Source organism: Paenarthrobacter sp. 2TAF44 (genome assembly GCF_052114885.1).
Taxonomy (GTDB): domain Bacteria; phylum Actinomycetota; class Actinomycetes; order Actinomycetales; family Micrococcaceae; genus Arthrobacter.
This window is the reverse complement of the sequence record NZ_JBFRFP010000011.1, coordinates 186,859-205,439: the sequence shown is the minus strand read 5'-3', so window position 1 is coordinate 205,439 and position 18,581 is coordinate 186,859. Positions and strand designations below refer to the sequence as shown.

Below are 18,581 nucleotides of genomic sequence, written 5' to 3'. Positions count from 1 at the left end.
AATGGCCCAGCCGGAACGTCGCGGACCGCAGGTCCTGAACATCGGGGAAGTCCTGGCGCAGTTGAGCGACGACTTCCCAGGGATGACTGCGTCCAAAATCCGCTTTCTTGAGGAAAAGGGCCTCATTAATCCGAAGCGGACCCCTGCCGGGTACCGGCAGTACGCGGACAGTGATGTTGAGCGCCTCCGTTTCGTCCTTGCCCTTCAACGGGACCAGTACTTGCCGCTCAAGGTCATCAAGGATTACTTGGACGCGATCGATCGCGGGGAGCGTCCCGAAAACCTGCCTCCAGGCGTCACGGTGTCACCCCGCGTAGTTTCGGCGGAAATGGCTGCCGAAATCCAAGGCCGTGCCCGCGCATTGACCGAGGAGCAGCTCCGGGCCGAATCGGGTGCAAGCGTACCCTTGCTGGAGTCACTCCTGAGCTTCGGACTAATAAGCCATGTTGGCGGCAAGTTCGACGAACACGCCCTCCAGGTTGCGCGTGCCTGCGTCCAGTTGGAGGGTCATGGTTTGGAGCCGCGCCATCTCCGGCCGTTCCAGGCTGCAGCCGAGCGTGAGTTCGGCCTGGTGGAGAGAGCGGTTGCGCCCCTGACGTCCAGGCGCGACGCCGCCTCCCAAGCACGGGCTGCCGAGGCAGCACGTGAAATCAGCGAACTGTGCCTGACGCTGCACAGGGCGCTCGTCCACGACCGTATCTCCCGGATGGACACCTGATGATCGAAGTTGAAATTGTCGGCGTCCGGATCGAACTGCCGTCCAACCAGCCTTTGGTCCTCCTGCGGGAGATCAAGGGTGAACGGCATGTCCCCATCTGGATTGGAACACCCGAAGCCAGCGCCATTGCCCTGGCCCAGCAAGGTGTGGTCCCACCGCGGCCGATGACCCACGATCTCCTGATTGACGTCGTAGAATCCTTGGGGCATTCAATCATCAGCGTTAACATCGTGGCGGTCGAAGACAACATCTTCTACGGGCAACTGCAATTCGACGACGGCACTGTAGTGAGTTCGCGCGCTTCCGATGCGTTGGCCCTTGCATTGCGGGCCAAATGCCGCATTTGGTGCGCGGATGCGGTGATGGAGGAAGCAGGAGTCCGGATCACTGAGCATGACGAAGGCGAAGATTCAGAGCCGGATCCCAGTGTGGACGAAGAACGTGAAATGCGGCGTTTCCGCGAGTTCCTGGACGACGTGGAACCTGAGGATTTCGAAGGCTGAATCACCCTAAGCCTAAAGTTGAGGGTGAAACTTTCGACACGACCGGATTTTGCGCCCGAGGTCTTTGACCTAACGCCCTCCCGGGCCTAACGTCGAAGGTATCAAGTTCCCGTTGCATACACTGCCCGCGCAAGTCACACTGGAAGGTGCCGACTTGTGGGAATTACACGGCTGAATTTCGGCGTTGTGATCAGTGGTAAGCACCGTCCCCAAGGGAACTGAGAACAAGGAGGTCACGTGAGTCCGAAAGGCGAAGCAGGCGAGCTGAAGCAGGCCTCGACCGGCATTGCTGCGCCCGCATCCGGCGCCCAAGGTTTGCTCTTCACAGAGGACCTTCCAGTGCTGGACGAGGACGCGGGCTACCGCGGGCCCACTGCCTGCAAGGCTGCAGGTATCACGTACCGTCAGCTGGACTATTGGGCGCGCACCGGTTTGGTTGAGCCGGCCGTCCGTGGTGCTGCGGGTTCCGGCTCGCAACGTCTCTATGGATTCCGCGACATCCTGGTGCTCAAGGTAGTCAAGCGACTACTTGATACCGGTGTTTCCCTGCAGCAGATCCGCACAGCCGTGGAGCATCTTCGCGAGCGTGGTGTTGAAGACCTTGCGCAGATTACGCTGATGAGCGATGGCGCCAGTGTTTACGAATGTACCTCTGCCGACGAAGTCATTGACCTCGTGCAAGGCGGACAGGGTGTCTTTGGCATCGCGGTGGGACGTGTATGGCGGGAAGTCGAGGGAAGCCTTGCCGCGCTTCCGAGCGAGCACGCCGCCGAGCAGTCCTTTCCGGACGATGAATTGAGCAAGCGGCGCGTTGCCCGCCGTATCGGCTAAATAAGCCCAACTGGATGTCTTAGTAACGGATGAAGCCGCCCCTTGGATAGAGGGTGCGGCTTCTTCCGTCATATGGCTGGCGTGTGGGGGCTAGCGCTGCTGGCGATTCCGCAAGCCGGCTTGGCCCTCAAGCAGGCTCTGCAAGAGTGCGTCGAAGAGTTTTGCGGAGTTCTTGGCTGAATCGCCAGGCCAGTGGTGCACGGAGTGCGCTGCGCCTTGGATTTGCTGCCAGTTTGCCTGCTCCGGAATGTGCGGCGTCAGGAGCAGCTCGCCGAACATGGACTCCATCTCGGACAGCCGGAAGGTGTGCTCTGCTGACCCGGTGCGAACGCGGTTGGCGACGATTCCCGCTGGCGCCAGATGAGGAGCGAATTCCTGTCGGAACAACTGGATGGCGCGCATGGTCCGTTCGGTACCGGCCACGGAGAACAGGCCGGGCTCGGCCACGAGCACTACGCGGTCGCTGGCGCTCCATGCCATGCGGGTGAGCCCGTTCAGCGAAGGAGGGCAATCCACAAGAATCAGTTCATAGTTGGTGGTTCCTGCAAGAACGGCCGAGAGTCTGCGAAGGTCGCGGCGGCCGAGATCCGGGCGGTCATAGATACCCGTGAACGCGGATCCAACAGCAACGTCAAGCTTGCCGCCGCTGGAACCGTTGGAAACCCAACTGCTGCTGGCGACGTTCTCGGGAAGTTTCGCTTTCCGGGGACTCTTGAGCATGCGGCCAATGTCCAACTGGTCACCTCGCTGGACGCCGAGTGCCGTCGTAGCGTCGGCATGGGGATCGAGGTCCACCACGAGGGTTGGAATGCCGGCCGCGAGGGCCGCGGACGCCAGGCCGGTGGTCACTGACGTCTTTCCCACTCCGCCTTTGAGGCTGCTGATGCTGACTACTTGCACTTGAAAACCCAAAACCTAACGCCGGTTGCCGTATCGCGCTGTTTTCCGCTCCGGGACCGCCGGAGCCGGGGCTTGCCGAAGCCCCTCCAACATCATATGGGGCGGGGCCGTGGATTCCCGCTTTCTACGCGCCCGGGTGCCGGAGGATGCTGCGGCCATTAGCACGGTGGGGAGTCGCGCGCACGCATATACAGCCCAGATGACGATTCCATTGTGATGGTTGCCACAAAGATTTGTGTTTGATGCTGGCGGCACTACACACTGTGACCACCGACCGATCCACCCGCAATGATGCAGGAGAAGTATGTTTTCGAAAATTCTGGTGGCCAATCGCGGCGAAATCGCGATCAGGGCGTTTCGCGCTGGTTATGAACTGGGCGCCAAGACCGTAGCCGTCTTTCCGCATGAAGATCGCAACTCGATCCACCGGCAGAAGGCCGACGAAGCTTACCTGATCGGCGAGGTGGGCCACCCTGTCCGCGCCTACCTGGATGTCGAGGAGGTTGTCCGCGTCGCCAAGGAAGCCGGCGCCGACGCCATCTACCCCGGCTATGGCTTCCTCTCGGAAAACCCTGACCTGGCCCGTGCGGCCAAGGCCGCGGGAATCACTTTCGTGGGCCCGCCTGCCGAGGTCCTGGAACTCGCAGGCAACAAGGTTGCTGCCCTGGAAGCTGCCCGCAAGGCCGGTGTCCCCGTGCTGAAGTCGAGCAAGCCTTCAAAGGACCTCGATGAACTGATCGCGGCAGCCGACGAAATCGGCTTCCCGATCTTCGCCAAGGCCGTTGCCGGCGGTGGTGGACGTGGCATGCGTCGCGTGGAGACCCGTGAAGCCCTCCCCGAAGCCCTGCAGTCCGCCATGCGCGAGGCCGATGCTGCGTTTGGTGATCCCACCATGTTCCTCGAGCAGGCCGTGCTGCGCCCGCGCCACATCGAAGTGCAGATCCTGGCCGACGCCGAGGGTAACGTCATGCACCTGTTCGAGCGTGACTGTTCCTTGCAGCGCCGCCACCAGAAGGTAGTGGAAATCGCGCCGGCGCCCAACCTGGATGAAAACATCCGCCAGGCGCTCTACCGTGACGCCGTGGCCTTCGCCAAGGCCCTGAACTACGTCAACGCCGGAACGGTTGAATTCCTGGTAGACACCGAAGGCGAGCGTGCAGGCCAGCACGTGTTCATCGAAATGAACCCGCGCATCCAGGTGGAGCACACTGTCACCGAGGAAATCACGGATGTGGACCTCGTCCAGGCGCAAATGCGCATTGCATCCGGCGAGACACTGGCAGACCTCGGATTGAGCCAGGAGACGGTCTCCATCAAGGGCGCGGCGCTGCAGTGCCGCATCACCACGGAGGATCCGGCCAATGGCTTCCGTCCCGACGTCGGAAAGATCACCGGATACCGTTCCGCAGGTGGCGCGGGCGTGCGTCTCGACGGCGGCACCGTCTACTCCGGTGCCGAGATCAGCCCGCACTTCGACTCCATGCTCGTCAAGCTGACCTGCCGTGGCCGCGATTACCCGGCCGCCGTTGCCCGTGCGCGGCGTGGCCTGGCGGAATTCCGCATCCGTGGCGTGTCTACGAACATTCCTTTCCTGCAAGCCGTCCTCGCCGATCCGGACTTCAACGCCGGGAACGTGGCCACGGACTTTATCGACAAGCGCCCTGAACTGCTCAAGTCGCACATCTCTGCCGACCGTGGAACCAAGCTGCTCACCTGGCTGGCCGAGGTCACTGTGAACAAGCCAAATGGCGAGCTCAAGGTCCACTCCGACCCCGCCAGCAAGCTGCCCGTGATCGATGGCCCGGTTCCCACGTCAGGTTCGCGCCAGAAGCTGCTGGAGCTCGGTCCGGAGGGCTTTGCGAAAGCGCTTCGCGAGCAGCAGGCAGTCGCCGTCACGGACACCACGTTCCGTGATGCCCACCAGTCCTTGCTGGCTACCCGTGTCCGTACCCGCGACCTCGTAGCGGCCGGCCCGGCCGTCACGGCGTTGCTGCCGGAGCTGCTTTCCGTCGAGGCCTGGGGTGGTGCGACGTACGACGTCGCGCTCCGCTTCCTTGGCGAGGACCCTTGGGACCGCTTGGCTGCTCTGCGGCAGGCACTGCCGAACACGTGTATCCAGATGCTGCTCCGTGGACGGAACACTGTTGGTTACACTCCTTACCCGGAAGAGGTGACCGAGGCCTTCGTCAACGAAGCAGCGGCTACCGGCATTGACATCTTCCGCATCTTCGACGCCCTCAATGACGTCAACCAGATGGCCCCGGCAATCCGGGCTGTGCGTGCAACAGGGACTGCCGTCGCAGAGGTCGCACTCTGCTACACCGGCAACCTCCTTGACCCCAACGAGGACCTGTACACCCTTGACTACTACCTGGACCTTGCCCAGAAGATCGTCGACGCCGGTGCCCACATCCTCGCCATCAAGGACATGGCAGGACTCCTGCGTCCCGCCGCGGCTGCCAAGCTCGTCTCCGCCCTGCGAGAGCGTTTCGACCTGCCCGTGCACTTGCACACGCACGACACCGCCGGTGGCCAGCTCGCAACGCTTCTGGCGGCCGTCGACGCCGGAGTGGACGCCGTTGACGTCGCTGCTGCCTCCCTGGCCGGGACTACAAGCCAGCCTGCCGCTTCGGCGCTGGTGGCAGCATTGGCCAATACACCGCGCGACACCGGGATGAGCCTTGCCAACGTCGGTGCACTGGAGCCTTACTGGGAAGCGGTTCGACGGGTCTACGCGCCCTTCGAGTCCGGCCTGCCGGGTCCCACAGGCCGTGTGTACCAGCACGAGATCCCAGGTGGCCAGCTGTCCAACCTTCGCCAGCAGGCCATCGCCTTGGGGTTGGGGGAGCAGTTCGAAGCCATCGAGGACATGTACACGGCGGCAGACCGCATCCTGGGCCGCCTGGTCAAGGTGACTCCTTCCTCCAAGGTGGTGGGCGATCTCGCACTGCACCTTGTCGGCCTGAACGCTGACCCTGCGGACTTCAACGAGAACCCGCAGAACTACGACATCCCGGACTCCGTCATCGGCTTCCTTTCCGGCGAACTCGGAGATCCTCCCGGAGGCTGGCCCGAGCCGTTCCGTACCAAGGCCCTTCAAGGCCGCAGCATCAAGGTCCGGGACGTTGAGATCAGTTCAGAGGACAGCGCCGCGCTGAAGGGTGATTCGAAGACGCGCCAGCACACCCTGAACCGCTTGCTCTTCGCAGGTCCTACCAAGGACTACCTCAAGAGCGTGGAGACCTACGGCAATATCTCCGTGCTGGACACCCGTGATTACCTCTACGGTTTCCAGCAGGGCTCGGAGCACGTGATCGAGCTGGAGAAGGGCGTCCGCCTCATTGCCCAGCTTGAGGCCGTGTCCGAAGCTGACGAAAAGGGCATGCGTACGGTGATGTGTACGCTGAACGGCCAGTCGCGTCCAGTGGTTGTCCGCGACCGTTCCGTAGTGAGTAACGTCAAGGCAGCAGAGAAGGCCGACCCAGCACAGCCAGGCCAGGTTGCAGCCCCGTTCGCCGGGGCGGTCACCGTTACGGTCAAGGCAGGCGATGTCGTCAACGCCGGCGACACGGTTGCCACCATCGAGGCCATGAAGATGGAAGCATCCATCACGACGCCGGTGGCCGGCACGGTCTCCCGCCTCGCCATCTCCTCGGTGGAGCAGGTCCAGGGCGGCGATTTGCTGCTGGTGATCGGCTAACGATCCACAAACGAAAAACCCCTTCCGGAGGAATTCCGGAAGGGGTTTTTCGTTTGCTGTATCGCCGTAGCTACTGCGCGCGGGGCGCTGAATACATTTCTTCGATCACGACGTCAAAGTCCTTCATGACCTGGGCGCGCTTGACCTTCAGCGACGGAGTGAGGTGGCCGGAGGCCTCGGTGAAGTCCGCGGGGACTATCCGGAAGGACTTGATGGCCTCCGCTTGGGAAACTGACTGGTTCGCTTTGCTGATGAGGTCCTGGACGGCAGCCCTTACTACCGGGTTCTCGGCGGCTTCAGTCAAAGTGGTGCCGGATGCAAGCCCGTGGCGTTCCAGCCATCCCGGCAAGGCCTCTTCATCCAACGTGACCAGGGCGCCAATGAACGGGCGGTTATCGCCCACCACCAGAACCTGGGAAACCAAGGCGTCTGCACGGATCTGGTCTTCCAGCAGCGCAGGAACCACGTTCTTCCCACCTGCCGTGACGATGATTTCCTTCTTGCGGCCGGTGATCTTAAGGAAGCCATTGCTGTCCAGCTCGCCGATGTCCCCGGTGCGGAACCACCCGTCGGCAAAGGTTTCCTGCGTGAGGTCTTCGCGCTTGTAGTAGCCACGCATGACACAGACGCCCTTGGCGAGAATTTCGCCGTCGTCTGCGATCTTTACGGCGTTGCCGGGAAGCGGGGCGCCCACGGTGCCAATCCTGATCATGGAGGGTGTGTTGACCGAGATCGGCGCGGTGGTTTCCGTCAGGCCGTATCCCTCCAGGATCTGAAGGCCGATGCCTTGGAAGAAGTGGCCCAGGCGTTCGCCCAAGGGGCCGCCACCTGAGACAGCGTGCGCCACATGTCCGCCCATGGCGTCGCGGAGCTTTCCATAGACGAGTTTGTCGAACACTGCATGCTTGAGCTTCAACCCCAAGCCCAGGGAACCGGCCTGTCGAGCCTTGGAATACTCGATTGCCGTATCCACTGCACGGTGGAAAATGGCGCCCTTGCCGCTGTCCTCGGCTTTGGTCAGTGCCGAGTTGTAGACCTTCTCGAAGACGCGCGGCACAGCAAGGATGAATGTCGGCTGGAAGCTCTGCAGGTCGGCCAGCAGATGCTTGATATCCGGAGTGTGGGCTACTTTGACGCCCCCTGCGACGGCCAGCACGGAGATAAACCGCGCAAAGACGTGGGCCAGCGGGAGGAACATGATGGTCTTGGCGGACTCGTTGATGATCTCGCCCAGCGCCGCCCGGGCATTCTCGGAGAGCTCCACGAAGTTTCCGTGGGTCAGCTCGCAGCCCTTGGGCCTTCCTGTGGTTCCGGAGGTGTAGATGATGGTGGCAAGGTCCGTCAGGCCTGCAGCGGAGCGGCGCGTCTCCAGTTCCTCATCGGTGACACTGGTGCCAGCGGAGCGAAGGGCATCAAGGCCGGCACCCTCAAGCTGCCAAACGTTGGCCACTGACTGGATGTCTTCGGCTGCGACAGCTTGCCTGATGATGTCCTCGTGGTGGGCGGCTTCACCGAAGGCGGCCACAGCACCGGAATCGCCCAGGTTCCAGGCCACCTGCGATGGGGAAGAGGTCTCGTAAATCGGGACAGAAACGGCTCCTGCGAACCAGATGGCAAAGTCCACCAGCGACCATTCATAACGGGTCCGGGACATGATGCCGACGCGGTCGCCGGCACCCACTCCACTGGCGATAAGGCCCTTTGCCAAGGCCCTGACATCGGCGAGGAAATCGGTGGCCCGGATGTCCTGCCATTGTGCGTTGCTGTCCAGTTTGGCGAACAGAGCCGGGTTTGAAGGCTTGGCCGCTTCCCGCACAACGAGGTCCGTGATGTTGGTTTCAGGGGCAACATTGACAAGAGGCGGAACACTGAATTCACGCACGGTAGCTCCTTTGATATCCATGGGCCGCGAGAGGCTGCTTTCACTCTAGTATGCCCACCCGCGGAGGTGTGTCCTATTTAACCTACTGGCGAGTAACTTTACGGATGACCGTCCGTTTCGAGCAACTTGGCGTTGTCCAGCGCTTGGCGATGTCTGCCTCCCCGGGCCCGGCAGAATAGGATGTTGGGATGCCTTCATTACGGTCCAGTTCCCGTGCCCGGCCCCGGCCACCAGTCGCTGCCTTGAAGGATGTTCCCTGGGCTGGGCGCAGGAGTCATTTGGGCCGGCGGGGGCTGGCCATCGGCATTGACATCGGCGGCACCAAGGTAGCTGCCGGGGTTGTTGACGCCGAGGGCAGGATCCTTGCCGAGGCACGCAGGTCCACGCCAGGCGCGGACCCCCGGGCCGTGGAGCAGACCATCGTGGAACTCGTTGATGAACTCAGCGCAGAGCACCGGATTGCCTCCGTGGGTATTGGCGCGGCCGGTTGGATGGACCTCGACGGCGGTACCGTACTGTTCAGTCCGCACCTTGCCTGGCGCAACGAGCCCCTGAGGGAAAGCCTTCAGAATCTGTTGAGGCGCCCGGTTTTACTAACGAACGACGCCGACGCAGCCGCCTGGGCAGAGTGGCGCTTTGGCGCCGGCCAAGGTGAGAGCCGCCTGGTGTGCATCACGTTGGGCACAGGCATCGGCGGCGCAATGGTGATGGACGGGAGGGTTGAACGCGGCCGCTACGGTGTGGCAGGCGAATTCGGCCACCAGATCATTTTCCCCGGCGGGCACCGTTGCGAATGCGGCAACCGTGGCTGTTGGGAGCAATACGCGTCGGGGAACGCCCTCGGCCGCGAGGCCCGCCAGCTGGTACGAACCAACTCGCCTGAGGGCCGCGCACTCCTTGAACGTGCAGGCGGTGTGGAGGAGAGCATCACAGGGGCTGCAGTTACAACATTGGCGCTGGCCGGCGACTCTACGTCAAGAGAACTGTTGGCGGACCAAGGTGAATGGTTGGGCTTGGGGCTGGCCAACCTGGCGGCGGCACTGGATCCCGGGATGTTCGTGATTGGCGGCGGATTGTGCGACGCCGGGGACCTGCTCGCCGGACCGGCCCGTGAGGCATTCGCCCGGAATTTGACGGGGCGTGGATTCCGTCCGATGGCAAGGATTGAGCTCGCCGCTCTGGGACCCCGTGCAGGCATGATCGGCGCTGCTGACCTTTCGAGGGTCAGCGGCCGTGCCCACAGCTAAGCCGGCCGACAACCAAGTGGGCGCGCGCACCTAGATGCGTGCGCCGTCGTCGTCCTCGTTTTTCTCGTGCGGTAGCCGCATGATCAGGTAGACGACGGAAGCTGCAAAGGCCACCACTATGCCAAGGATGGCCAGCAATGGTGCCGAACGCCAGAACATCGCCGTAAAAAGCAGGGCGAGGGGGCCGCCTACAGCGCCGATCCATGCCAGCATGGTCAGCGGGTCCGTTCCCACCAGGCTGGGAGGCTCCTCGGGAACGAAGGCGCCGTCGTCGTCGTCGTCGTCCGCCTCGAAATCGCGGGGGCCGGAGGGCCTGCCTTCCAGTTGTTCGGGTCCGACTTGCGCCGCCTGGGCATCCGACGCGGCTGCCGCAGCCGGAGAAGACAGGCCCAGCGGATCAAAGTCCTTGAAGCCCCTTGGAGTGTCTTCCTTCGCTGGCCCGGGTCCTGCCTGGTCCGTTTCCGGCCGGCCCGGTTCGGGGGCCTCACCCAAGGGTGAGGATTCCGTTGCTTCCAGCCTGGCCACCAAATCCAACCAGACGGCGTCGTCGTCTTTGTTGGCGCTCTGATCGGCAGAGTTGGGATCAGGCCTGTTCATCGGCTTTGTCCTTTTCGAGGGAAGACCCATCGCCGGCCAGGGCCGCCATGGTCTTTTGGATGAAGTCGACGGTTCCCGTGAAGATTTCAGGGGCGTCGTTGTCAAGGGTCGCAACATGATGGCTGTTGCTGAGGTAGGTGACGTCAACGGGCGCCTGGACCCGTGCGCGGAGAAATTCGAGGCTGGCGTTGGAGATGACGTTGTCCACTGTGGATCGGAAGACCCGGACCGGTGATGTAATGCGCGGCAATATCGCGGCAGTGTCCTTGTACATCTTCTTCAACTCGTGGGCCGCTGCAACCGGTGTGCGGGAATATGCCCCCTCGTCCTGGTCCGGCTTCAAAATGTCATTGGCAATCGCCGGAGTGCTCTTCACGACGTACTTGAGGGCCGCAACGATCACGGCGCGCGGGTCATCGAGTACCAGGCCTGGGTTGACCACAATAGTTCCGGCCACTGGCCGCGTGGCAGCAATGCGCAGCGCCAGTGTTCCGCCCATGGACAGTCCGGCCGCGAACACGAAATCGCATTCGCCTGCCAGTTCCCTGTAGGAATCGTCAACGGCCCGGTGCCATTCACGCCATGAACGCGTGGCCATATCCTGCCAGGTAGTTCCATGCCCGGGAAGCAACGGAACCCTGACGGCATATCCCGCCGCTGCCAGGTGTTCGGCCCAAGGCCGGACGCTGTGCGGGCTTCCCGTAAACCCGTGTGACATGACGACGCCAACCCGGGGGCCTGAGCCAGTCCAGTTGCTAAGGAACGGGGAGAAATCGGGAAGCATTTTCATGATGACTCTGAGGCTACTCTGTCCACGGCATGCTGACGGAAAAACTCCGCCGATTCTTCAAAGATGGTGGGTGCATCCACATCCAACGTGGCTACGTGGCCGCTCGCCGGGAGGGTCACGACCTTGAGTCGGGAAGGGTCCATATGCCTGCTGATCATAGCTACGGAAGTGGGCGGGATGACACCGTCCACTGAAGATTTGAAGACCAGTGCCGGGGCTTGAATTTGTGGGAGGGCCCGGGTTGCCTGGCGGAAGAGCTTCTTCAGTTCGTGCACTGACTTCAAAGGCGTCTTTGAGTAGTCACCGTCCTGTGTGGCGGCCGCCGTCGGTTTTTCTTCCTCAATGGGTGAGGTGGTGGGCATGACGTACTTGAGTGCTCCGACGTACCTGACCCGGCGATCGTAGAAACTCAACCCTGGGTTCACCAGGACCAGGCCTCGAACATCGTGCAGTGAAGCGAGGCGGAGGGCAACAGCACCGCCCATGGACAGGCCTGCCACAAAACACGTCTCGGTCCGGGCGGCAAGGTCCAGATAGCTTCGCTCAAATGTCCTGTACCAGTCCTGCCATCGTGTGGTGGCGAGATCGTGCCAGCTGGTTCCGTGACCGGGAAGCAAAGGCACTGAAACGGAAAATCCCTGCCCGGCCAGATACTCGGCCCAGGGCAGGACGCTCAGCGGGCTACCCGTAAATCCGTGGCAGATGGCCACTCCGGTGGAAGCATTGGCTCCATGGCCGGGATGGTGGAAAGCGAGCGGCGCGGCTGGTTTGTTGCGTTCCGTCATGGCTCCATCGTGTCACTCTTACCGATATTTCTCACTGGAGTAGGGTTGCTGTTGAGTCCCACCGGCTTGGCCGGAAGGACGCCCGTAAACCGGTCGTGAGAGGACAAACGTGTTCTATTGGGTCATGAAGAGGATCTTTCTTGGTCCTGTTCTCAAACTGCTGTTCCGGCCATGGGTCAAAGGGCTGGACAACGTCCCCGGAAACGGCCCAGCAATCCTGGCGTCCAACCATTTGTCCTTTTCGGACTCCATCTTCCTGCCCCTGATGGTGGATCGGCCCGTGATCTTCCTTGCCAAGTCCGAGTACTTCACCGGCAAGGGCATGAAGGGCCGCTTGACGGCGCTGTTCTTCAGGCTGACGAACCAACTACCCATGGACCGCTCCGGCGGAGCCGCGTCGGAGCTATCGCTGCAAGCCGGGAAGGACGTCCTGAATTCCGGCGGGCTCTTGGGAATCTACCCCGAAGGCACCCGGAGTCCGGACGCCAAGCTCTACCGCGGCAAGGTGGGTGTTGCGCGGCTCGCGCTCCAGACCCGTGTCCCTGTGGTGCCGGTGGCCATGATTGGCACGGAAAAGGTCCAGCCCATTGGCAAGAGGCTGCCCAGCATCCGGCGCATCGGTGTCATCTTTGGGCAGCCCTTGGACTTCAGCCGTTATTACGGCATGGAGGATGACCGGCTCATTCAACGGGCTGCAACTGACGAAATCATGTACGAGCTGATGCGGCTTTCCGGACAAGAGTACGTGGACGAGTACGCAGCTGTGGTCAAGGCCCGCCTGGACGGCAAAGGGCCCGGGACCGTGGGTAAAGTCAAAGCGGCCGAGGAGGCTCCTTCAGACATCGCCGATGACAAGGATGAACCCAAGGAAGACGGGGGAGCGGCCAGCGGGGGACTGTGACGCATTCGGCAGGGACAGTTACGCCTGCAGTGCCCCAACCTTGGCGGAGGCTACTACTCTTGAAGGGTGACTGAGCTAACCGCGAACACCGCACCCCCTGTAGTAGACCCACTCGCCAGCACCGCCCAGAGTGGGGCTGCAAATTACCCCGGCCTTGACGCCTGGCGGGACCTGCCGATTTCCCAGCAGCCCACGTGGTCTGACTCCGAGGTCTTCAAGGCCTCCGTTAAGGAACTTTCCGTCGTTCCGCCTTTGGTATTTGCCGGCGAAGTTGATGTTCTTCGGGAGCGCTTGGCTGCGGCCGCCCAGGGCAAGGCTTTCCTCCTGCAGGGTGGAGACTGCGCAGAAACCTTTGAAGCCGCTACCGCGGACAAGATCAGCGCACGCGTCAAGACGATCCTCCAGATGGCCGTCGTGCTGACGTACGGTGCGGCGATGCCGGTCATTAAGATGGGCCGCATGGCCGGCCAATTTGCCAAGCCACGATCGTCCAACGATGAAACCCGCGACGGCGTGACGCTTCCCGCATACCGCGGAGATATCGTCAACGGCTACGACTTCACACCCGAGTCCCGCGCGCACGACGCCGGCAGGATGCTGAAGGCCTACCATACGTCGGCATCCACACTTAACCTGATCCGGGCATTCACCCAAGGTGGCTTCGCGGATCTTCGGCTGGTCCACCAATGGAACAAGGGCTTCACTGAGAACCCGGCGCATGCCCGGTACGAGTCCCTTGCCCGCGACATTGATCGCGCCATCATGTTCATGGACTCCTGTGGTGCTGACTTCGAGGCGCTCAAGCGGGTTGAGTTCTTCGCCAGCCACGAGGCACTGCTGCTCGACTACGAACGCGCACTGACCCGCATCGACTCCCGCACCGGACTGCCCTACGACACTTCCGCCCACTTCCTCTGGATCGGCGAGCGGACCCGCGAACTCGATCATGCCCACGTGGACTTCCTTTCCCGTGTACGGAACCCCATTGGAGTCAAGCTCGGCCCCACCACCAGCGGCGACGATGCCCTGCGCCTCATCGACAAGCTGGACCCCAACCGCGAACCCGGGCGCCTGACATTCATTACCCGCATGGGTGCCACCAACATCCGCGAAAAGCTGCCGGCCGTCGTCGAGCGCGTTACTGCCTCCGGCGCCCAGGTCCTGTGGGTCACGGACCCGATGCACGGCAACACGGTGACCTCGCCAAACGGGTACAAGACCCGCAACTTCGACGACGTCATCGATGAAGTACGTGGATTCTTCGAGGTACACCACTCCCTGGGAACGGTTCCGGGTGGTCTGCATGTCGAAATGACCGGCGACGACGTCGCTGAATGCCTCGGTGGTGCAGATCCCATCGATCAGGACGCTTTCCTGGACCGCTACGAATCTGTCTGCGATCCGCGCCTGAACCACATGCAGTCCCTCGAGATGGCCTTCCTGGTGGCAGGAGCTCTCTCCAAGAGGTAGTAGATACAAGAAAGGTGCGGTCCGGAGGAATCCGGACCGCACCAGTTTCTATAGTCTGCGACTAGGGTGGACCGGCTAGACCACCGTTAGGTTAACGGTTGACCCTTCCGGCGCTTCTGGGCCTGCTGGGCTCTGGTCCCGGACGATTCCCAAGAAACCGCCGAGGACATCGGTGATCTTGACTTCGAAACCCAATTTGCCAAGCTCCTCCACGGCCTTCTTGGCCTGCTGGCCAACGTAATTGGGGAGTTTGACCATTTTGGGTCCCTTGGACAGCGTCAGGGTCACCGTTTCACCGCGGACGAGCGTGCCGTTGCCAGGGGACTGTGCCACAACGGCGCCCTTGGGCACAGATTTGTCGTTGACCGTCTCTGGAGCGACAACGGCCTTCAATCCGGCATCCTGAATTGCTTTCACGGCAGCATCCTGGGGTAAACCCCGGACATCGGGAACGGGGATGGGCTGGGGTCCTTTGGAAACAACGAAGGAAACCGGCGTGCCGTGGCGGACTTCTTTGCCCGGGGCAGGGTCCTGGGAGATGACAATGCCTGCGGGTATCTTTTCGTCAAAAGCCTCTGTGACGTTGCCAAGGGTCATTTGGGCGGCGTTAAGGGCCGTCTTTGCGTCATCAAGAGTCCCACCCGTCAGCCCGGGGAGCGCGAAGAGTTGTGCACCTTTTGAAACGAAAAGCGCGATGGTTTGAAACTTCCGTACCACTTCCCCGGATTTGGGTTCAGTCCCGACGGCGAGCCCCGCCTGGACGTCGTCGTCGAAGACGTCCTTGGGCTCGGACTGGAATCCTGCCGTTCGCAGGAGTTGTTGGGCCTCGGCCACTGTCTTGTTCTTGACATCGGGAACGGTGCCTGGAGATCCAGGCCCCATGCCGAAGAACCACCCGGCAGAACCTGCCAGCAGCGCCAGGATCACGATCACGACTGTCCAAATAACAGCGCGCCGCCGGGGATTGCCTTCACGCAAGGGGCGCATCGGGGTGGCAGCAGCCCGGGCCTGGTCTTTAGCCTGTTGCCGCTCCAGCTTCTTCTGCTCCCGTTTGCTGGGCTGGGGCAGGTCATCGTCCACACCGGGAAGGGCCAGGCCGGCGTTGCGTGGTTGCCGTGCAGATCCTGCCATCACGGTTGTCGGGTTGCTCTGGTGTGGGATGAATTCGGTGGGCGATGCTGTAGTGGCAAGGGCCTCGGTGGGATTCTCTTGCGGGGTGGCCCCCTGCCGAGCGGCGCCGGAAGCGGGACCCGCGGAAGCGGCTGCCCCGATGGAACCCGCTGCCCCAGCAGCAGCGCCAGGGGAGAGGGGCCGGGAGGAGGGCTGCCGGTGGTCCAGTTGTTCGTCGCTCAGGGTGGTTCGGATGTGGCGAAGTTCCGATAGCAAGGCGGAGCCGTCCACGGGCCGGTTTTCGGCGTCTACAGCAGTACACCACTGCACAAGTTCGTCCAGGTCTTCGGCAAGACCGGGAGCAGCCTCTGAGGGGCGGCCAACCACGGCGTTGACGTGCTGGTAAGCAACTTGAATCGGGGACTCGCCAGCATATGGCTGCTTGCCTGTGAGCATTTCGTAGAGCATGATGCCCGCTGAGTAGACGTCGCTGCGGGCATCGGCGGGTTTGCCGAGCACCAATTCGGGAGGGAGGTACGCGACCGTGCCGATCAAGGCGCCTGTACTTGTGGTGGCCGTGACAGCCCGGGCTAATCCGAAGTCGCCTACCTTGATCCGGCCGTCGTCCGCTATGAGCACGTTCTCCGGTTTGATGTCCCGATGTATGAGTCCTGCTCCATGGGCTGCCGCTAAACCTTCGATGACGGGATCGATCAGAGCGAGGGCGAGGCGCGGTGGAAGTGCACCCTGCTGGTTGATGACGTCACGAAGCGTATGGCCTTTGACATACTCCATCACCAGATAAGCGATATGCCCGTCTTCGCCCTGGTCCAGCACGCTGACAACGTGGGGATGGGACAGGCTCGCAGCGGCCTTGGCCTCGCGGCTGAGTCGCTCCAGGAACGTCTCGTCATTTGCCAGGTGCGGGTGCAGGACTTTGAGGGCCACGTCGCGCTCCAGGCGCTGGTCCGTGGCCAGGTAGACGGTGGACATTCCGCCTCTGGCAAGGCGTGAGCGGACGTGGTAGCGCCCGTCCACCGTGGTCCCGATGAGGTGGTCTTGCGTTTGTTCCTGCACCATACGATCCTAATCGAGGCAGGGAAGAGGCCCGAATCCGCAAAGGACCCAGGCCTCGTCCGAAGGTGCTTGGGAACGGCCTAGCCGAAAGTACGTTGCCGGGCCTTGATCGATTCGACGTAGCGCTTGGTGTCGTCGTACATGCCGTACTTGCTGACCGAGTACTGCCCTTGGTAGTAACCCGCAATGGCGTTGTCGAGGTCTTTGCTGGTGGCGATGAGTGCCCTGATGATGGCGACGCCGGCCGTTGCATTGTCATAGGGATCCAGGAGGTTGAGCTTGCGGCCCACCAAATCAGATGCCCATTGGCCGGAGGAAGGAATGACCTGCATGGTTCCAATGGCGTTGGCGGGGGAGACCGCACGCTGGTCGAAGCCGGATTCCTGTTCGGCGAAGGCAAGTGCCAATGAGGGGCTGACTCCCATGCGCCGGGCGGTATCAGCCACGATTGTTTTCATTTCATCACGGCTCGGGACAGGCGAAGCGTTCAGCAGCGCCTTGTTCTCGTTGGCGGAGCTGACGACAGCGGGCGGGTACGTAAAGCCGAGGAACGAGCTAGGCACCAGGGGCTTGGTTTCCCCGGCGGGCTGCAGTGACGTAGTGCCGGGGATGGTGAGCTTCTGTCCGGGGTAAATGACGGTCGTTGCCGAAACTGTATTGACGCTCATCAGCGCTGACAACGAAACGTTGTGACGCGATGCAATGGAGCTCAGGGTGTCGCCGGATTTGATGGTGTAGGAGCCCGTGTTGGCCACGGGAGTGGCCGCAGGTGCCGGAGCCGGGGCAGGAGCAGGGGGAGTCGCGGGCGAAGAGTCACCACTCACCTTGATCTTCTGGCCAGGGTAGATGATGGAGCTGCCACTGAGATTGTTCCAGCTGAAGATGCTGGACAGTGGGACACCGTACCGGGCGGCGATCGCGCCCAGCGTATCGCCAGAAACCACCGTGTAGGTTGTGGCATTTGAAGGTGCGCTCGGCGCCGGCGCGGGCGCCTGGTCAGGGGCGGCCGGGGCAGTGCCAGTGAGTTTGATGGTCTGGCCCGGGTAAATAAGCGTTGTTGCCGTGAGCTTGTTCAACTGCAGGACGGCGGACGTGTCCAGGTTGAAGCGGCGTGCGATGGCACTGATGGTGTCTCCGCGGACGATCTTGTAGGTGTCCGGTACGGAGGGAGTCATGGGCCGCAGGGCGGACGGAAGGGTCGCCGCAACCGCTTGGGCGGGAATCACATTGCCCACTTTGGTGGCCTGGGCCTTCATGGCTGCAGCGAGGGTAGCGGGAATCTTACGCGGCTGGGGTGCCGGTGCAGCCGTGGCTGGCTGGGCCAAGGCAAGCGAGGACAAAACCATGGCGGGAAGCGCAGCCGTGGTTGCCGCAATAACCGGCATGCTCATGGTTCGTTTCGGCGAGCGGGGCGTCGTCATGGAATGTGTCCTCATCTCAGCAGCGGGAGTAGTTTGTGTTGCCGCTGTTACCAGTGTTGCCAATGTTACTGATGTTATCAATGTTGCAAGTGTGATCAGTGTGAATCTCTCACACTTATTCATCAGGCACAACAATTCGCGCGCTTTGGAAATCTCCTCGCCGAATTCACCCCCATGAAAAGGCGACTTTCTCCCGCGTGGAGGGTCCGCCGTCGTACTTCGGCTAGGCGACAGGCAGCCCGGCGTGGCAACCTTGTTCCGTGAGTAATGTAGAAAGCCTTGTTTCCGACTGGTTGCCGCTGCCGGATGTCGCCGAGCTGCTCGGAGTTTCCATCACCAAAGTCCACGGACTGTTGGATGAGCGTGCGCTGGTTGCCATCAGGCGGGGTGAGCGGAATATCCGCTCGATTCCGGCGCTGTTTATTCAGGATGGACACGTCGTGGACAGCTTGAAGGGAACCATTGCGGTTCTTAGCGATGCCGGTTACAACGACGAAGAACTCATCGTGTGGTTGTTTACCCCTGACGATTCATTGCGGGGACGGCCTGTCGATGCATTGCGCGAAGGACGCAAGACGGAGATTCGGCGTCGCGCCCAGTCTCTCGCCTGGTAACGCAGTCTCGCCTGGTAGTCGGTTAGCCGACAGTT

General features: G+C 62.0%; 15 protein-coding genes. 8 read left to right on the top strand and 7 right to left on the bottom strand.

The window, feature by feature from the left end; all coding sequences use genetic code 11:
• Nucleotide 1: 1 nt before the first annotated feature.
• The 3 genes from ftsR to AB4Z15_RS12950 all read left to right on the top strand — a co-directional run bounded on the left by ftsR (nucleotide 2) and on the right by AB4Z15_RS12950 (nucleotide 2,052).
• Nucleotides 2-718 carry a transcriptional regulator FtsR gene (gene ftsR, locus AB4Z15_RS12960; RefSeq protein WP_442017595.1) on the top strand — a complete coding sequence of 239 codons (717 nt, stop codon included), beginning with the start codon at nucleotides 2-4 and terminating at the stop codon, nucleotides 716-718.
• A complete protein-coding gene (locus AB4Z15_RS12955) occupies nucleotides 718-1,221 on the top strand; it encodes a bifunctional nuclease family protein (protein WP_216922920.1) in 504 nt (167 codons plus the stop codon). Before ftsR ends, AB4Z15_RS12955 begins: the two co-directional genes overlap by 1 nt.
• A gap of 237 nt (nucleotides 1,222-1,458) precedes the next feature.
• The gene (locus AB4Z15_RS12950) at nucleotides 1,459-2,052 is read left to right on the top strand and encodes a MerR family transcriptional regulator (RefSeq protein ID WP_275965381.1); all 594 of its coding nucleotides are present in this window, start codon (nucleotides 1,459-1,461) and stop codon (nucleotides 2,050-2,052) included.
• Between the two features lie 90 nt (nucleotides 2,053-2,142).
• On the opposite strand, the gene AB4Z15_RS12945 is transcribed toward AB4Z15_RS12950, so the two are convergent.
• On the bottom strand, nucleotides 2,143-2,952 hold the full coding sequence (locus AB4Z15_RS12945) for a ParA family protein (RefSeq protein WP_442005598.1): 810 nt from the start codon (nucleotides 2,950-2,952) through the stop codon (nucleotides 2,143-2,145).
• A 304-nt stretch (nucleotides 2,953-3,256) separates the two neighbouring features.
• Between AB4Z15_RS12945 and AB4Z15_RS12940 the strand changes: the two genes are divergently transcribed.
• Nucleotides 3,257-6,652: a pyruvate carboxylase gene (locus AB4Z15_RS12940; protein WP_442017594.1), complete on the top strand. Its 3,396-nt coding sequence runs from the start codon at nucleotides 3,257-3,259 to the stop codon at nucleotides 6,650-6,652.
• 70 nt (nucleotides 6,653-6,722) lie between these two features.
• Here the strand turns inward: AB4Z15_RS12940 and AB4Z15_RS12935 are convergent, their stop codons facing one another.
• Entirely contained in the window at nucleotides 6,723-8,534 is a 1,812-nt protein-coding gene (locus tag AB4Z15_RS12935; protein WP_442017593.1) for an AMP-dependent synthetase/ligase, read from the bottom strand.
• Nucleotides 8,535-8,722: 188 nt separating this feature from the next.
• Between AB4Z15_RS12935 and AB4Z15_RS12930 the strand changes: the two genes are divergently transcribed.
• Complete coding sequence (locus tag AB4Z15_RS12930; protein WP_442017592.1) at nucleotides 8,723-9,781, top strand: ROK family protein; 1,059 nt, start codon at nucleotides 8,723-8,725, stop codon at nucleotides 9,779-9,781.
• 30 nt (nucleotides 9,782-9,811) lie between these two features.
• On the opposite strand, the gene AB4Z15_RS12925 is transcribed toward AB4Z15_RS12930, so the two are convergent.
• The 3 genes from AB4Z15_RS12925 to AB4Z15_RS12915 are packed head-to-tail and all read right to left on the bottom strand — an operon-like array spanning nucleotide 9,812 to nucleotide 11,953.
• Nucleotides 9,812-10,378 (bottom strand): hypothetical protein, encoded by a 567-nt coding sequence (locus tag AB4Z15_RS12925; RefSeq protein WP_442017591.1) that lies wholly within the window; start codon nucleotides 10,376-10,378, stop codon nucleotides 9,812-9,814.
• On the bottom strand, nucleotides 10,365-11,168 hold the full coding sequence (locus tag AB4Z15_RS12920; RefSeq protein WP_442017590.1) for an alpha/beta hydrolase: 804 nt from the start codon (nucleotides 11,166-11,168) through the stop codon (nucleotides 10,365-10,367). Before AB4Z15_RS12920 ends, AB4Z15_RS12925 begins: the two co-directional genes overlap by 14 nt.
• Nucleotides 11,165-11,953: an alpha/beta hydrolase gene (locus AB4Z15_RS12915; RefSeq protein ID WP_442017589.1), complete on the bottom strand. Its 789-nt coding sequence runs from the start codon at nucleotides 11,951-11,953 to the stop codon at nucleotides 11,165-11,167. Before AB4Z15_RS12915 ends, AB4Z15_RS12920 begins: the two co-directional genes overlap by 4 nt.
• A gap of 109 nt (nucleotides 11,954-12,062) precedes the next feature.
• Here AB4Z15_RS12915 and AB4Z15_RS12910 point away from each other — a divergent pair, with 109 nt between their 5' ends.
• The gene (locus AB4Z15_RS12910; RefSeq protein WP_442005591.1) at nucleotides 12,063-12,854 is read left to right on the top strand and encodes a lysophospholipid acyltransferase family protein; all 792 of its coding nucleotides are present in this window, start codon (nucleotides 12,063-12,065) and stop codon (nucleotides 12,852-12,854) included.
• A gap of 66 nt (nucleotides 12,855-12,920) precedes the next feature.
• On the top strand, nucleotides 12,921-14,324 hold the full coding sequence (locus AB4Z15_RS12905) for a class II 3-deoxy-7-phosphoheptulonate synthase (RefSeq protein ID WP_442005590.1): 1,404 nt from the start codon (nucleotides 12,921-12,923) through the stop codon (nucleotides 14,322-14,324).
• Nucleotides 14,325-14,399: 75 nt separating this feature from the next.
• Here AB4Z15_RS12905 and pknB read toward each other — a convergent pair whose 3' ends face one another.
• Together pknB and AB4Z15_RS12895 are read right to left on the bottom strand one after the other, a co-directional pair.
• On the bottom strand, nucleotides 14,400-16,514 hold the full coding sequence (pknB, locus tag AB4Z15_RS12900; protein WP_442017588.1) for a Stk1 family PASTA domain-containing Ser/Thr kinase: 2,115 nt from the start codon (nucleotides 16,512-16,514) through the stop codon (nucleotides 14,400-14,402).
• A 77-nt stretch (nucleotides 16,515-16,591) separates the two neighbouring features.
• Nucleotides 16,592-17,932, bottom strand: coding sequence for a LysM peptidoglycan-binding domain-containing protein (locus AB4Z15_RS12895; protein WP_442017587.1), 1,341 nt, complete (start codon nucleotides 17,930-17,932; stop codon nucleotides 16,592-16,594).
• Nucleotides 17,933-18,192: 260 nt separating this feature from the next.
• On the opposite strand from AB4Z15_RS12895, the gene AB4Z15_RS12890 reads away from it, so the two are divergent.
• Complete coding sequence (locus AB4Z15_RS12890) at nucleotides 18,193-18,546, top strand: Rv2175c family DNA-binding protein (RefSeq protein WP_216922937.1); 354 nt, start codon at nucleotides 18,193-18,195, stop codon at nucleotides 18,544-18,546.
• Nucleotides 18,547-18,581: the final 35 nt, after the last annotated feature.

Bases quoted from the DNA above. Each gene is read 5' to 3' on its own strand.
- ftsR (WP_442017595.1), top strand. From the start codon at position 2: ATGGCCCAGCCGGAACGTCGCGGACCGCAGGTCCTGAACATCGGGGAA.
- AB4Z15_RS12955 (WP_216922920.1), top strand. From the start codon at position 718: ATGATCGAAGTTGAAATTGTCGGCGTCCGGATCGAACTGCCGTCCAAC.
- AB4Z15_RS12940 (WP_442017594.1), top strand. From the start codon at position 3,257: ATGTTTTCGAAAATTCTGGTGGCCAATCGCGGCGAAATCGCGATCAGG.
- AB4Z15_RS12930 (WP_442017592.1), top strand. From the start codon at position 8,723: ATGCCTTCATTACGGTCCAGTTCCCGTGCCCGGCCCCGGCCACCAGTC.
- AB4Z15_RS12925 (WP_442017591.1), bottom strand. From the start codon at position 10,378: ATGAACAGGCCTGATCCCAACTCTGCCGATCAGAGCGCCAACAAAGAC.
- AB4Z15_RS12920 (WP_442017590.1), bottom strand. From the start codon at position 11,168: ATGAAAATGCTTCCCGATTTCTCCCCGTTCCTTAGCAACTGGACTGGC.
- AB4Z15_RS12915 (WP_442017589.1), bottom strand. From the start codon at position 11,953: ATGACGGAACGCAACAAACCAGCCGCGCCGCTCGCTTTCCACCATCCC.
- pknB (WP_442017588.1), bottom strand. From the start codon at position 16,514: ATGGTGCAGGAACAAACGCAAGACCACCTCATCGGGACCACGGTGGAC.
- AB4Z15_RS12895 (WP_442017587.1), bottom strand. From the start codon at position 17,932: ATGACGACGCCCCGCTCGCCGAAACGAACCATGAGCATGCCGGTTATT.